At 71.7% G+C, this 14,543-nt stretch carries 11 protein-coding genes; 7 read left to right on the top strand and 4 right to left on the bottom strand.

Annotated elements, in window-relative coordinates; all coding sequences use genetic code 11:
- Positions 1 to 238 precede the first annotated feature (238 nt).
- The 7 genes from OO63_RS11760 (at position 239) to OO63_RS11730 (ending at position 8,163) form a co-directional block, all read left to right on the top strand.
- Positions 239 to 1,564, top strand: coding sequence for a UbiA family prenyltransferase (locus tag OO63_RS11760; RefSeq protein WP_030360256.1), 1,326 nt, complete (start codon positions 239 to 241; stop codon positions 1,562 to 1,564).
- A gap of 44 nt (positions 1,565 to 1,608) precedes the next feature.
- A complete protein-coding gene (locus OO63_RS11755) occupies positions 1,609 to 2,502 on the top strand; it encodes a TIM barrel protein (RefSeq protein ID WP_033264050.1) in 894 nt (297 codons plus the stop codon).
- Positions 2,499 to 3,470 (top strand): EboA domain-containing protein, encoded by a 972-nt coding sequence (locus OO63_RS42165; protein ID WP_051810765.1) that lies wholly within the window; start codon positions 2,499 to 2,501, stop codon positions 3,468 to 3,470. The genes OO63_RS11755 and OO63_RS42165 overlap by 4 nt, the downstream gene beginning before the upstream one ends.
- Complete coding sequence (locus OO63_RS11745; RefSeq protein WP_030360253.1) at positions 3,470 to 4,318, top strand: TatD family hydrolase; 849 nt, start codon at positions 3,470 to 3,472, stop codon at positions 4,316 to 4,318. The genes OO63_RS42165 and OO63_RS11745 overlap by 1 nt, the downstream gene beginning before the upstream one ends.
- A 3-nt stretch (positions 4,319 to 4,321) precedes the next feature.
- Positions 4,322 to 5,530 carry a metabolite traffic protein EboE gene (gene eboE / locus OO63_RS11740; protein ID WP_030360252.1) on the top strand — a complete coding sequence of 403 codons (1,209 nt, stop codon included), beginning with the start codon at positions 4,322 to 4,324 and terminating at the stop codon, positions 5,528 to 5,530.
- Entirely contained in the window at positions 5,527 to 6,927 is a 1,401-nt protein-coding gene (locus tag OO63_RS11735; RefSeq protein WP_030360251.1) for an alkaline phosphatase family protein, read from the top strand. The genes eboE and OO63_RS11735 overlap by 4 nt, the downstream gene beginning before the upstream one ends.
- Positions 6,928 to 7,098: 171 nt before the next feature.
- Positions 7,099 to 8,163 carry a sugar phosphate isomerase/epimerase family protein gene (locus tag OO63_RS11730; protein ID WP_030360250.1) on the top strand — a complete coding sequence of 355 codons (1,065 nt, stop codon included), beginning with the start codon at positions 7,099 to 7,101 and terminating at the stop codon, positions 8,161 to 8,163.
- Between the two features lie 83 nt (positions 8,164 to 8,246).
- Here OO63_RS11730 and OO63_RS11725 read toward each other — a convergent pair whose 3' ends face one another.
- The 4 genes from OO63_RS11725 to frc form a co-directional block, all read right to left on the bottom strand.
- Positions 8,247 to 9,635 (bottom strand): OFA family MFS transporter, encoded by a 1,389-nt coding sequence (locus tag OO63_RS11725; RefSeq protein WP_030360249.1) that lies wholly within the window; start codon positions 9,633 to 9,635, stop codon positions 8,247 to 8,249.
- Between the two features lies 1 nt (position 9,636).
- Positions 9,637 to 11,025, bottom strand: coding sequence for an OFA family MFS transporter (locus OO63_RS11720; RefSeq protein WP_030360248.1), 1,389 nt, complete (start codon positions 11,023 to 11,025; stop codon positions 9,637 to 9,639).
- A 123-nt stretch (positions 11,026 to 11,148) separates the two neighbouring features.
- A complete protein-coding gene (locus OO63_RS11715; protein WP_030360247.1) occupies positions 11,149 to 13,305 on the bottom strand; it encodes an acetate--CoA ligase family protein in 2,157 nt (718 codons plus the stop codon).
- Complete coding sequence (gene frc, locus OO63_RS11710; protein ID WP_030360246.1) at positions 13,306 to 14,535, bottom strand: formyl-CoA transferase; 1,230 nt, start codon at positions 14,533 to 14,535, stop codon at positions 13,306 to 13,308.
- Between the last annotated feature and the right edge of the window lie 8 nt (positions 14,536 to 14,543).

The raw sequence follows: 14,543 nt of genomic DNA, 5'->3' as shown, positions 1-14,543 counted from the left end.
CGCGCGGGTCGGCTCCCGTGCTCGGGTCGGTCCGCGTGCTCGGGTCGGCTCCCGTGCTCGGGTCGGCTCCCGTGCTCGGGTCGGCTCCCGTGCTCGGGTCGGCTCCCGTGCCCGGGTCGGCCCCTGTGCCCGGGTCGGCCCCTGTGCCCGCGTCGGCGTCCGTCACCGCGCCCGTCGCCGCATCGCCACGACCGCCCGCACCCCAGTCACCCCCTTCCACCCGTCCCGAGGAGGCCTCATGAACCTCCGCGCCTGGGCCGAACTCCTGCGCCTGCCCGCCCTGTTCACCGTCCCCGGCGACGCCCTCGCAGGCGCCGCCGCCACCGGCCTGCGCCCCGGCCGGGGCACCTTCCTCGCCATCGGTTCCTCCCTCTGTCTGTACGAGGCCGGGATGGCCCTGAACGACTGGGCCGACCGCGACGAGGACGCCGTCGACCGCCCCCACCGCCCCATCCCCTCGGGCCGCGTCACACCCATCGCTGCCTTCACCGCCGCCGTCGCGTTCACCGCGGGCGGCCTCGCCCTGGCCTCCCGCGCGGGCCGCCCCGCCCTGGCCACCGCCACCGCCCTCGCCGGTACGGTCTGGGCCTACGACCTGGGCCTCAAGCGCACCCCCGCGGGGCCCGTCGCCATGGCGGCGGCCCGGGGCCTGGACCTGCTCCTCGGCGCCACGGCCACGGCAACAGGGGCGGGCACTCGGGCGAACGCGATCGCACACCCCTTCACGGCCGCGGACTCCCGTGCCACCCCGACCGCCGCGAAGACCTCCCCGGCGACGTCCCGCTCCGCCGAGACCCAGGCATCCCGGCCCACCAGCTCCAGCGCGACGCACCCCGCCAGCTCCGTCGCGACGCACCCCGCCAGGTCCAAGGCCACGCTGCCCTCGACGGCCCGGACGGCGCTCACCGCACGGCCCTCCACGGCCCTGACGACGCTCACCGCACGTCCCTCGGCGACACGGACGGCCAAGCCCGGACGGACATCGAGCCCGCGCCGCACCGGCCCCCACCGCACCGGTGCTCACCGCCCAAGCCCCGCGGCAGCGGCCCGCTCCGCCCTGCCCGCCGCAGCGACCCTCGCCGCCCACACGCTCGCCGTGACCACGGTGTCCCGGCACGAGACCCAGGGCGGCTCGACCGGGGCCCCGTTGGGCGCCCTTGCCGCGACGCTCGCCCTCGGGCACGCCGTGGCGTACACCTCACACCCCCCGGCGGGCCGGCGGACCGCAGCCGCCGCCGGCCCGCCGGGCACCAACCCCGGCCCCGGCGCCGGCTCTGGACCACGGGGCATCAGCCCCGGCCCAAGGGCCACCGCCGCCGTCCGGGCGAGCACCACCCTCGCCCTGGGCACGGCCTACGCCACCACGGCCGCCCGCCCCTACCTCCACGCCGCCCTGAACCCCTCACCTCCCTTGACCCAACGCGCCGTCGGCGGCGGCATCCGTGCCCTGATCCCGCTCCAGGCCGCCCTCGCCGCCCGCTCCGGTGCCCTCGGCACGGCTCTGTTCACGGCGGCCCTGGCCCCGCTGGCCCGCCGGTTCGCCCGCAAGGTGAGTGTGACGTGAGCGCGGGTGACGGCACGTTCGCGCGCGGGACGGCGGGCGCACCCGTGCGACCCCGGTTCGGCTACGGCACCAACGGGCTCACCGACCTGCGGCTCGACGACGCCCTCGGCCTGCTCGCCGACCTCGGCTACGCCGGAGTCGGACTGACCCTCGACCACATGCACCTCGACCCCCTCGCGCCCGACCTGGCCGCCCGCACCCGCCGCGTGGCCCGGCGCCTGAACCGGCTCGGCCTGACCGTCACTGTCGAGACCGGCGCCCGCTATGTCCTCGACCCGCGCCACAAACACGGCCCCTCCCTCCTCGACCCCGACCCCCAGCGCCGCGCCGACCGCGTACGCCTGCTCGTCCGCGCCGTCCAGGTTGCCGCGGACCTGGACGCCCACGCCGTCCACTGCTTCAGCGGCATCACCCCCGACGGCATCGACGACGCCACCGCCTGGCAGCGCCTCACCGACGCCCTCACCCCTGTCCTCGCCGCGGCGTCCGGCGCCGGAGTACCGCTCGCCATCGAGCCCGAACCCGGCCATCTGCTCGCCACCCTCGCCGACTTCCACCACCTCCGTCAGTTGCTCGGTAACCCCGAGCCGCTGGGCCTGACCCTCGACATCGGCCACTGCCAGTGCCTCGAAGCCGAGTCACCCGCCGACTGCGTGCGCGCCGCCGCGCCCTGGCTCCGGCACGTCCAGATCGAGGACATGCGCCGCGGCGTCCACGAGCACCTCCCGTTCGGTGACGGCGAGATCGACTTCCCGCCCGTCCTGCGCGCCCTCGCCGCCACCGGCTACCAGGGCCTGACCGTCGTCGAACTGCCCCGCCACTCCCACGCGGGCCCCGAACTCGCCTCCCGTTCCCTTGAGTTCCTGCGCCGGGCCGACCGGATCGCCGCCGCCGGTCCCGCCGTCCGCGAGGCCGCGTCACCAGGAGGAACCACGTGAGCCACAGCCCACGGACCCTCACGACCGGCCTCCCCGCGGTCGCCGACCTCCGCTCCCGCCTCGACGCCGCCCTCGGCGACGCCGCCCGCACCTGGCTCGACCAGGCCGTCACCGCAGCTGCCGCGAGCCGCTCCAGCGACACCGCCACACCAGCCGCCCCCGTCCAGACCGCCCCCGTCCGGACCGTCCCGTCCCAGACCGCCCCGGCCCAAGCCGCGCCGACCCAGGCGCCCTCGGTCCAGGCAACCTCCGCCGAAGCCACCTCCGCCCGGGCCCGCGCGGCTGCCCACCTCCCCGCGCCCGGCCCCACCCCCAGCTGGGAGCTCCGCTTCGCCGAAGCGGGCCGCCGCTGCGGGCCCGAGCACGCCGACACCGCCCGACTGGTCCTCCTGCACGCCGCTCGCGCCGACACCGCCACTCTCGCCCGGCTCTATGAACAGGGCACCGCCACCGAACGCCGCGCCGTCCTGGCCGCCCTGCCGCACCTGGTGCCAGGGCCCGACGCGCTGCCGCTGGTCGAGGACGCGCTGCGCACCAACGACACCCGGCTCGTCGCCGTCGCTCTCGGCCCGTACGCCGCCGAGCACCTGGCTCCGCACGACTGGCGTCACGCCGTCCTCAAGTGCCTGTTCACCGGCGTCCCCGTCGACGCCGTCGCCGGTCTCGCCCACCGCGCCCGGGCCGACACCGAACTGGCCCGCATGCTCGGCGACTACGCCGCCGAACGCACCGCCGCCGGCCGCACCGTCCCCGGGGATCTGTACCGCGTCCTGGCCCTGACCGACCCACCGACGGCGACCGACGCCCACGCCCCGGCCACCACCGGCCCGGGCGACCGCGCCGCGAGTCCCGACCATCCGGCGGTTGCGGACCCCGACCACCCGTCGGCCACCAGCCCCGGCCGGCCGGCGGCCCCCGTGCCCCTCGCGCCCCCTTCGATGTCCACCGGCGAGGACCAGGAGTACTGATGCGCATCTTCGACCCCCACATCCACATGACCTCCCGCACCACCGACGACTACGAGGCGATGCATGCCGCCGGCGTCCGCGCCGTCGTCGAGCCCGCGTTCTGGCTCGGCCAGCCCCGCACCTCGCCCGCCTCCTTCGTCGACTACTTCGACTCCCTCCTGGGCTGGGAACCCTTCCGCGCCGCCCAGTACGGCATCGCCCACCACTGCACGATCGCGCTCAACCCCAAGGAGGCGAACGACTCGCGGTGCACACCGGTCCTCGACCTGCTGCCGCGCTATCTCGTCAAGGACAACGTCGTCGCCGTCGGCGAGATCGGCTACGACTCCATGACCCCCGCCGAGGACACCGCCCTCGCCACCCAGCTGCAGCTCGCGGCCGACCACGAACTGCCCGCTCTCGTGCACACCCCGCACCGCGACAAGCTGGCGGGCCTGCGCCGCACCCTCGACGTCGTCCAGGAGTCCGCGCTGCCCCTGGAGCGGGTCCTGATCGACCACCTCAACGAGACCACCGTCAAGGAAGCCAAGGACGCGGGCTGCTGGCTCGGCTTCTCCGTCTATCCGGACACCAAGATGGACGAGGACCGGATGGTGGCGATCCTGCGGGAGTACGGACCCGAACAGGTCCTCGTGAACTCGGCCGCCGACTGGGGCAAGAGCGATCCGCTCAAGACCCGCAAGGTCGGCGACGCCATGCTGGCGGCCGGATTCGACGAGGACACCGTCGACCGGGTGCTGTGGCGCAACCCCGTGGCCTTCTACGGGCTCAGCGGCCGCCTCACCCTCGACCTCACCGACACCGAGGCCACCCATGAGGGCAACTCCATCCTGCGCGGCGGTGCGTGAGCCATGCGCTTCCGCCACCCCGACGGGTCCACCGTCCACCTCGCGTACTGCACGAACGTCCACCCCGCCGAGACCCTCGACGGCGTCCTCGCCCAGCTGCGCGACCACTGCGAACCCGTACGCAAGCGCCTTGGCCGCGACCGCATCGGCATCGGCCTGTGGCTCGCCAAGGACGCCGCCCACGCCCTGGTCACCGACCCGGCCGCGCTGCGCGGACTGCGCGCCGAACTCGACCGGCGCGGCCTGGAGGTCGTCACCCTCAACGGCTTCCCCTATGAGGGATTCGGCGCCGAAGAGGTCAAGTACCGCGTCTACAAACCGGACTGGGCCGACCCCGAACGCCTCGCCCACACCACCGCCCTGGCCCGTGTCCTCGCCCAACTGTTGCCGGACGACGTCACCGAAGGCACCATCTCCACCCTTCCGCTCGCCTGGCGCACCACCTTCGACGCCACCCGCGCCGCCGAGGCCCGCACCGCCCTCGTCGCGCTCGCCCAACGCCTGGACGCCCTCGCCGAGCTGACCGGCAAGTCCATCCGCGTCGGCCTCGAACCCGAACCGGGCTGCACCGTGGAGACCACCGGCGACGCCATCGCCCCCCTCACCGCGATCGGCCACGACCGCATCGGCATCTGCGTCGACACCTGTCATCTCGCCACCTCCTTCGAAGATCCGGGGACCGCGCTCGACGCCCTCGCCGCCGCCGACATCCCCGTCGTCAAGTCCCAGCTCTCCGCCGCCCTGCACGCCGAACACCCGCACCTGCCGGACGTCCGCGCGGCCCTCGCCGCCTTCGACGAACCCCGCTTCCTGCACCAGACCCGCACCCTGCCCCACGAGCCGGGCGGGGCCGCCGCCGGCGGGACGCTCGTCGCCACCTCCCTGCGTGGCACCGACGACCTCGGCGAGGCCCTCACCCGCCACGCCCTGCCCGACTCGGCGCCCTGGCGCGCCCACTTCCACGTCCCCCTGCACGCGCCTCCCGCGGCGCCCCTGACCTCCACGCTCCCCGTCCTGAAGGACACGCTCACCCGGCTCGTGGGCAGACCGCACCCCCGCACGCGCCACCTCGAAGTCGAGACCTACACCTGGCAGGCCCTCCCACCCGAGCTGCGGCCCCGCGCCCGCCCCCAGCTCGCCGACGGCATCGCCGCCGAACTCACCCTCGCCCGCGACCTGCTGACCGAGCTCGGCCTGAAGGAACTGCCATGACCCCTCCCGCACCCACACAGCCGAACCCGCTGCTCGTCCTCGACGTCGTCGGCCTCACCCCCCGTCTGCTCGACCACATGCCGCACCTCGCAGCCCTCGCCCGGTCCGGCTCCCGCGCGTCCCTGGGCACCGTCCTGCCCGCCGTCACCTGCGCCGCCCAGTCGACCTTCCTCACCGGCACGATGCCTGCCGAGCACGGCATCGTCGGCAACGGCTGGTACTTCCGCGAGCTCGGCGACGTCCTGCTGTGGCGCCAGCACAACGGCCTTGTCTCCGGCGACAAGCTGTGGGACGCCGCCCGCCGCGCGCACCCCGGCTACACCGTCGCCAACATCTGCTGGTGGTACGCCATGGGCGCCGACACCGACTTCACCGTCACCCCCCGCCCCGTCTACTACGCCGACGGCCGCAAGGAACCCGACTGCTACACCCGGCCCCCGGCCTTGCACGACGAACTCACCGAGAAGCTCGGCACCTTCCCCCTCTTCCACTTCTGGGGCCCGGGCGCGGACATCGTCTCCAGCCGCTGGATCGTCGACGCCACCCGCCACATCCTCACCACCCGCCGGCCCGACCTGGCCCTGTGCTACCTCCCTCACCTCGACTACGACCTGCAGCGCTTCGGCCCCGACGACCCGCGCTCCCACCAGGCGGCCGCCGACCTCGACACGGCACTGGCCCCGCTCCTGGACCAGGCCCAGGCAGAGGGCCGCACCGTCGTCGCCCTGTCCGAGTACGGCATCACCCGGGTCAGCCGCCCCGTCGACATCAACCGCGCCCTGCGCCGCGCCGGCCTGCTGGACGTGCATACGCAGGACGGCATGGAGTACCTCGACCCGATGGCGTCCCGCGCCTTCGCCGTCGCCGACCACCAGATCGCGCACGTCTACGTCCGGCGGCCCGAGGACCTGGAGGCCACCCGTGCCGCTCTCGCCGACCTGCCCGGCATCGAGCAGCTCCTCGACGACGAGGGCAAGAAGACCCACCACCTGGACCACCCGCGCTCCGGCGAACTCGTCGCTATCGCCGAGCCGGACGCATGGTTCACGTACTACTACTGGCTCGACGACGCCCGCGCGCCCGACTTCGCGCAGCTCGTCGAAATCCACCGCAAGCCCGGCTACGACCCCGTCGAGCTGTTCATGGACCCCCAGGACCCCTACGTCCGCCTCAAGGCCGCGGGCGCCCTCGCCCGCAAGAAGCTCGGCATGCGCTACCGCATGGCGGTCGTGCCCCTGGACCCCTCACCTATTCGCGGCAGCCACGGCCGCCTCCCCACGAGCGATGACCTGGACTCCGGGCCGCTCATCCTGTGCTCCACCCCCCACGCCGTCACCGGCCGCGTCGCGGCCACCGATGTGAAATCGCTCCTGCTGCGCCTCGCCGGCCTGGCTTGAGCGATCTGTCTCCACTGAACCAGAGGGCGCGGACCACGCCATCAGGGTCCGCCCCCGACCTCACCCTGATCCCGCATTCGAACTGATCCCTGATCAGTCCTCGACCCGTGATCAGCCCCCGACCCCTGAAACCACCCCTGAACCCCACCCAGCCAGCCAGGGAGATACCGCATGAGCCGCAAACACACCCCGGACGACCCCGAGCTCGCCCACAGACTCAGCCGCCGCGGCATGCTCGGCGTCGCCGCGGGCACCACCGCGGCCGCGCTCGTCGGCAGCGTCGCCGCCACGGCACCCGCGGCCGCGGCCGAGCCCGCCCCGGCGGCGCGGGGCAAGGGCCGGGGCCGCCCCGTCCTGCCGCCCGGCCGCCTCGGCATCCAGCTCTACAGCCTCCGCGACCGGGTCTCCACCGCCGGATTCGCCACCGTCTTCCGCGAGTTGGAGCGCTACGGCTACGACGAGATCGAGTTCGCCGGATACACCCAGGGCTCCGCGGGCCCCATCACACTCGCACAGCTCAAGAAGCTGGCTCACGACCACGGACTGAATCCGATCGGCAGCCACGTCGGCTACTACGACAACGGCAACCCGAACGCGTACACGTTCGCGCAGAACCTCACCAAGGTCCTCGACGACGCCGAGGCGCTCGGCCTCAAGCACATCGGCACCGCGTCGGGCCCCTTCCGCTACGGCTCGACCGTCGACGGGTGGAAGCGGGCCGCGGAGGACTTCAACACGTACGGAGAAGCGGCACGCGCGCGGGGGATGAAGTTCTACCAGCACAACCACGCCGAGGAGTTCTCCTTCGCCACGGACAAGCCGAGCGTGCGCCTCTACGACGTGCTGCTCGCCGAGACCGACCCGGACCACGTGTTCCTGGAGATGGACATCTACTGGGCGTACTCCGCGCAGTTCCGCTTCGGCAAGCAGGTGGACGGCACCCCGCGGCCCTTCGACCCGCTGGACTACGTCCTCAAGCGACCGCACCGCTACCCGCTGTTCCACGTCAAGGACGGCGTCCGGGACGACTCCACCCGGGACGGCTACCGCATGTCGGACGTCGGTGACGGCGACATCGACTACAAGAGGTTCCTGTCCAAGGTGACCGCCCGCACCCACCACGGGCGCCGCTACCACCATTGGCAGGCCGAGCACGACAACCCGGCCGAGTCCTACGCGTTCGCCCGCAAGTCCAGCGCGCACCTGCACTCCCTCCGGGAGCGCTGCGGCGACTGAAACAGGGGAGGGGGTGTGGCCCGCCGGACCGGCGGGCCACACCCCCTCCCCCTGGAACGCCGGCCTGGTGCACCGGCTGGACGTCACACCGTGGCACCACGCGCGCGTGGTGCCCCCGGCTGGTGCAGCAGCAGCGACAGGGCCGCCGCGAGCAGCGACACCCCACCGGCCATCACGTAGGCGCCGACGTAGCCCCAGGAGTCGACGACCATCGCGCCGAGGCCGCCTCCGAAGAGACCGCTGACGAGCTTCGCGCTGTAGACCATGCCGTAGTTGGACGCGTTGTTGTTCTCTCCGAAGTAGTCGGGGACGAGCGCGGCGAACAGGGGGTAGAACGCGCCACCGGCGAAGCCGGACAGGAAGGCGAAGACCAGGAACAGCGGCTGGTTGTGCATCTCGCCTGCCCACAGGACACCGAACTGGGCGACGGCCAGCGTCAGACAGACGTACGTGAGGGTGTACCGGCGGCCGAGACGGTCGGAGAGCCAGCCCACGACGCCCCGCCCCGTGCCGTTGATCACCGACATGACGCCCATCGACGACGCCGCGATGAGTGGGCCGAAGCCCATGTCCTTGGCGAACGGGACCTGGAAGGAGATCCCGAAGATCGACACTCCGGCGCAGCACAGCATGCACACCCACATGAGCGGCACGACGCCGGTGCGTAACGCCTCCCCGGGCGTGAACTGCGCGGCCGCCGGGGGGTTCTTGGCGAGCGCCATGGCGGTGCGCGGGTCAGTGGGGGGCCGCAGCGGATCGATGTCGGACGGCCACCAGTTCTTCGGCGGGTCCTTGAAGAACATGCCCGCCACCAGGGTCACGGCGAGCACGTAGAAGCCGACGAGATCCAGCACCGTGCGGTAGTTGGAGGTGTCGAAGCCGTAGGAGAACAGGAAGATGAAAGGCACCGCTCCGTAGGCGAACCCTCCGTTGACGAAGCCCGTCTTGCCGCCGCGCCGCTCGGGGTACCACTTGCCGACCATGTTCACGCACGTCGAGTAGATCAGCCCGGAGCCGATCCCGCCGAGCAGGCCGAAGCCGACCATCGCGGCCGCCACGTTCGGTGCGTGGCTGAGGCTGACGAACCCGAGCAGCGACAGGACCGATCCCGTCAGCATGGCCTTGCGGCTGGTCAGGATGCCCTTCTCGCGGAGCTTCCCGGCGGGGAAGGACACGCCCGCCTGGAAGAAGATCCACACGCTCAGCACCCAGAAGGTGTTCGACGACGACCAGTGGTGCGCCGCGGACAGGGTGTTCTCGGCCGCTCCGAAGGCGTACTCGAAGACACTGATGGCGATCATGGCCACCCAGGGGAGGACGACCATCGTCCAGCGTGGGCGGCCGAGGATGTCCCGGTCGCTCTCACCGATGCGGTAGACGCGTCCGCGCGCGTCCGTGACCTCCTGGAACTTCTCGTACGACGTGTCCGCGCGGCCGGACGCGCCGCTTGCGGCGAAGGGCTCCGCCGTCATATCAAGCCATCTCCTCACCTAGGGGTTGTGGATTGGGGTTGATGTCCTTGGGGTTCGGCCTGCCGGGTTGCGACAGGAAGAGCGCGACAAAGCCGGCGAACAGGGATATGGATCCGGCCAGGGTGAACGCGCCGGTGTGGCCCCAGTTGCTCACCACCACGGCTCCCATGCCGGAGCCGAGCAGGCCGGACACCAGCTTCGAGCTGTAGACAAGGCCGTAGTTGGAGGCGTTGTTGTTCTCTCCGAAGTAGTCCGCCGTCATGGCCGCGAACATCGGGAAGATGGCGCCGCCGCCGAAGCCGGAGATGCTGGAGAAGATCAGGAACAGCGGCAGGTTCTTGATCTCGGCGGACCAGAGGATGCCGTACTGCGAGAGGCCGAGGACGATACAGACGAAGATCAGGCAGCGTTTGCGTCCGTAGCGGTCCGAGAGCCAGCCGATGACGCCTCGTCCGGTGCCGTTGACGATGGCCTTCAGGGACATGGCCGTGGCGACGATTCCGCCCGCGAACCCGGCGTCCTCCCCGATGTCCACCTGGAACGCGATGCCGAAGATGTTCACGCCCGAGGTGCACAGCAGGCAGAACCACATCAGTCCGACGCGACCGGTCTGCCAGGCCTCCTTGGGGGTGTACTGCCGTACGGCGGGCGGGTTCATCGCCAGGGCGCGCCGGGCCCGTGGGTCGTCGGGCGGGCGCAGCGGGTCCACCTCGGCGGGCCACCAGTTCTTCGGCGGGTCCTGGAAGAAGTACCCGGCCACGGCGACCGTCGCCGCCAGGAAGAGACCCACGGAGACAAGCACCCAGCGGAAGTTGGACAGGTCCATGAAGCCGGTGAAGATGAAGACGAACGGCACCGAGCCGTAGGCGAAGCCGCCGTTGACGAAGCCGGTCTTGCCGCCCTTTCGCTCTGGATACCACTTGCCGACCATGTTCACGCAGGTCGCGTACACCATGCCGGCGCCCATGCCGCTGAACATGCCGAACCCGATGTAGGCGACGACCACATGCGGTGCAAAGGCAAGCGAGAGATAACCCAGGAGGGTGCCGCACGCGCCGATCATCATCGCCCAGCGGGCCGGGAGCTTCCCGCTCTCGCGGAGCTTGCCCGCGGGGAAGGCCACGGCGGCCTGGAAGAAGACCCAGACGCCCAGCATCCAGAAGATGTGCAGACTGCTCCAGCTGTGCGCGGTGTGCAGCGTGTCCTCGGCGGACGCGAACGCGTACTCGGCCGAGCTGATGCCCATCATGCCCACCCACGGCAGGATGACCATCCACTTGCGTTTGCGGCCCATGATGTCGATGTCGGTCTCGCCGACGCGGTACATCCGGCCGTTGGAATCCGTCACCTCCCGGTAGGCGACGGGCCTGGATATGTCGGTTGTCGTCATGTCACTCAGCACCCCTTGCGTCGAAAAGTTCCTGGCCAGCGCCCCCTGTCCAATCCCTTTCGTGCGCCTACGGGCTCCGGGCCGGCCGACGCGCACCGTCGGCCGCCCCGTGCGCCGGTCACGTCATCGACCGCCCCCAAGGAGTCCTGCGGCGCGCGCCCAGCGGTACTTCGCGCCGAGCACGTCGACCGGCTTCTCCGTGGTGTACGGGTAGGCCACGACCCCCCGCTCGAAGAGGTACTGGCAGGCCTCCTCCACCTCGACGTCGCCCGCGAGCGACGCGACGACCGGCTTGTCGACGCCCCGATCCCGGAACTCGGCGATCACGCGGGCCGTTAGTTCGGCAAAGACCATGGGAGGGGTGACGATGGTGTGCCAGTAGCCCAGTACGAGCGCGTGGATGCGCGGATCCTCCAGGCCGAGCCGGATCGTCGCCTCGTACGTCGAGGGGGGCTCGCCGCCGGTGATGTCGACGGGGTTGCCGGCCGCGCCGAACGGCGGGATGAACGCGCGGAACGCCGCGTCGAGGTCGGGCGGAATGTCCATCAGCCGCAGGCCGTTGTCGGTGACTGCGTCGGAGAGCAGCACGCCCGAGCCGCCCGCCCCGGTGATGATGACGACGTTGTCGCCCTGGGGCGTCGGCAGGACCGGCAGCGCCCGCGCGTACTCGAGCATCTCGTTCAGCCCAGGGGCCCTGATGACCCCGGCCTGCCGCAGGATGTCGTCGTAGACCGCGTCGTCGCCCGCGAGCGCGCCCGTGTGCGATCCGGCGGCCTTGGCACCCGCGGCCGTCCGGCCCGCCTTGAGGACCACGACGGGCTTCTTCGGCACGGTGGCCCGCGCGGCCTCCACGAACGCCCTGCCGTCCTTGAGGTCCTCCAGGTGCATGGCGATGCACTGGGTGTGGGGGTCCTCGCCGAACCACGTCAGGAGGTCGTCCTCGTCGAGGTCCGCCTTGTTGCCGAGGCCGACGATCGCCGAGACACCCGTCTTCGTGGCGCGGGCGAAGCCCAGGATCGCCATCCCGATGCCGCCGGACTGCGAGGTGAGCGCCACCCCGCCCCTCACGTCGTACGGCGTGCAGAACGTGGCGCACAGGTCCTGCCACGTCGAGTAGTAGCCGTAGATATTCGGGCCGAGCAGCCGCACCCCGTGCCGCTCGCCGATCGCCACGATCTCGTCCTGGAGGGCCTGTTCACCGGTCTCGGCGAACCCCGAGGGGATGAGGACCGCGTTCGGGACGCCCTTGTGCCCGACCTCCTCCAGAGCGGACGCGACGAACTTGGCGGGAATCGCGAAGACCGCCACATCCACCTCACCAGGGACGTCCGTGACACTCTTGTACGCCTTGCGGCCCAGAATGTCATCGGCCTTGGGGTTCACCGGATGGATCTCCCCGGGGAAGCCGCCGTCGATGAGGTTGCGCATCACCGAATTGCCGATCTTGCCCGGCTCGTTGGAGGCGCCGATGACGGCGACGGAGCGGGGCCGCATGAGGCGCCGCATCGAAGCCAGCATCTGCGCGCGCGTGTACGTGCGCCGCTCCTTGGGGGCCTCGGCGGCGAGGATGACGCGGATGTCCGCGGCGAGCGCGCCCTCGGGGGTCGCGACGACCGGATTGAGGTCGACCTCCGCGATCTCGGGGAAGTCGGTGACCAGCTCCGACACCCGGCGTATCTGCTCGGCCAGCGCCCAGCGGTCCACGCCGGGCGCGCCCCGCACACCGCGCAGGACCTCGGCCGCCCGGATCGAGTCGAGCATCGAGCGGGCCTCGTCGGCGTCGACGGGCGCGAGCCGGAACGTGACGTCCTTCAGGACCTCCACCAGGACACCGCCCAGACCGAACGCGACGACCTTGCCGAACGTCGGATCGGTGACCGCCCCGACGATCACCTCCTGGGCGCCGGGCCCCGACGGCAGCAGCTCCTGCACCTGCACGCCGTCGACGCGCGCCGTGGGCGCGTAGGCGCGCGCGTTGGCGACGATCCGGTGGAAGGTCTCCCGTACGTCCGCGGCGCCCTCCACGCCCACGACCACGCCTCCCGCGTCGGTCTTGTGCAGGATGTCCGGGGACACGATCTTCATGACGACGGGCCCGCCGAAGCGCGCCGCGCACGCCACCGCCTCGTCGACGTCCCGTGCCAGCTCCTCCCCGGGCACCGCGATCCCGTAGGCGTCCGCCAGGACCTTGCCCTCCGGCGCCGTGAGCGACGTACGCCCCTTGGCATGCACGGAGTCCAGGAGCGCGCGCACCCGCTCCTTGCGGTCTTCGGCCGGCAATCAGATCACTCCGTTCGACTTGAGCAGGCGCAGTTCCTCGTCTCCGAGGCCGAGCTCGCCGATGAACACCTCTTCGTTGTGCTCGCCGAGCAGCGGCGAACTGACCACGTCCACGGGGGAGTCGGAGAGCTTCAGCGGCGAGCCGACGGTGGTGAACGCGCCGCGCTCGGGGTGCGGGACCTCGACGACCATCTCGTTGGCGACCAGCGAGGCGTCCTCGATGATCTCCCTGGTCGACAGGATCGGGCCGCACGGGATGTTGTGGGCGTTGAGGCGTTCGAGGACCTCCCACTTGGGCAGCGTCGAGGACCACTCCTCGATCAGCTGGAACATCTTGGTGAGCTGCGGCAGCCGCGCCTCGGGGGTGGCCCACTCGGGGTCGTCGGCGAGTTCGGGTCGCCCGATCAGCTCCGTGATGGGCTTCCAGCCGACGGGCTGCACGATGACGTACACGTAGTCGTTGGGCCCGCCAGGGGCGCACTTGACGGCCCACCCGGGCTGCCCGCCCCCGGAGGCGTTCCCGGAGCGCGGCACCTCGTCCCCGAAGTCGTCGTTCGGGTACTCGGCGAGGGGCCCGTGCGCGAGACGTTGCTGGTCGCGCAGCTTGACTCGGCACAGGTTGAGCACAGCGTGCTGCATGGCGACGTTCACGCGCTGTCCGCGCCCGGTGTTCTCCCTCTGGAAGAGGGCGGCGAGAATGCCCGCGACGGCGTGGATGCCGGTTCCGGAGTCGCCGATCTGCGCGCCGGTGGCGAGCGGCGGACCGTCCTCGAAACCGGTCGTCGACATGGAGCCGCCCATGGCCTGGGCGACGACTTCGTAGGCCTTGAAGTTGGTGTAGGGGCCGTCTCCGAAGCCCTTGATCGAGGCGTAGACGACGCGCGGGTTGATCTCCTGGATGCGCTCCCAGGTGAAGCCCATGCGGTCGACGGCGCCCGGGCCGAAGTTCTCGACCATCACGTCCGCGCGGCGGATCAGCTCCGTGAGGAGTTCCTTGCCGCGCTCGGTCTTGGTGTTGAGGGTGATGCTCCGCTTGTTGCAGTTGAGCATCGTGAAGTAGAGCGAGTCCACGTCCGGCAGGTCGCGCAGCTGCTTGCGTGTGATGTCGCCGGTCGGCGCCTCCAGCTTCACCACGTCCGCGCCGAGCCAGGCGAGCAGCTGGGTGGCGGAGGGGCCGGACTGGACGTGCGTCATGTCCAGGACGCGGATTCCTTCGAGAGCCTTGGTCACGTCCGTGT

This window comes from Streptomyces alboflavus, assembly GCF_000716675.1.
GTDB classification, from domain to species: Bacteria; Actinomycetota; Actinomycetes; order Streptomycetales; family Streptomycetaceae; genus Streptomyces; species Streptomyces alboflavus.
Note: the sequence above shows the minus strand (reverse complement) of the source record. Positions and strands in the feature narration are given on the sequence as shown.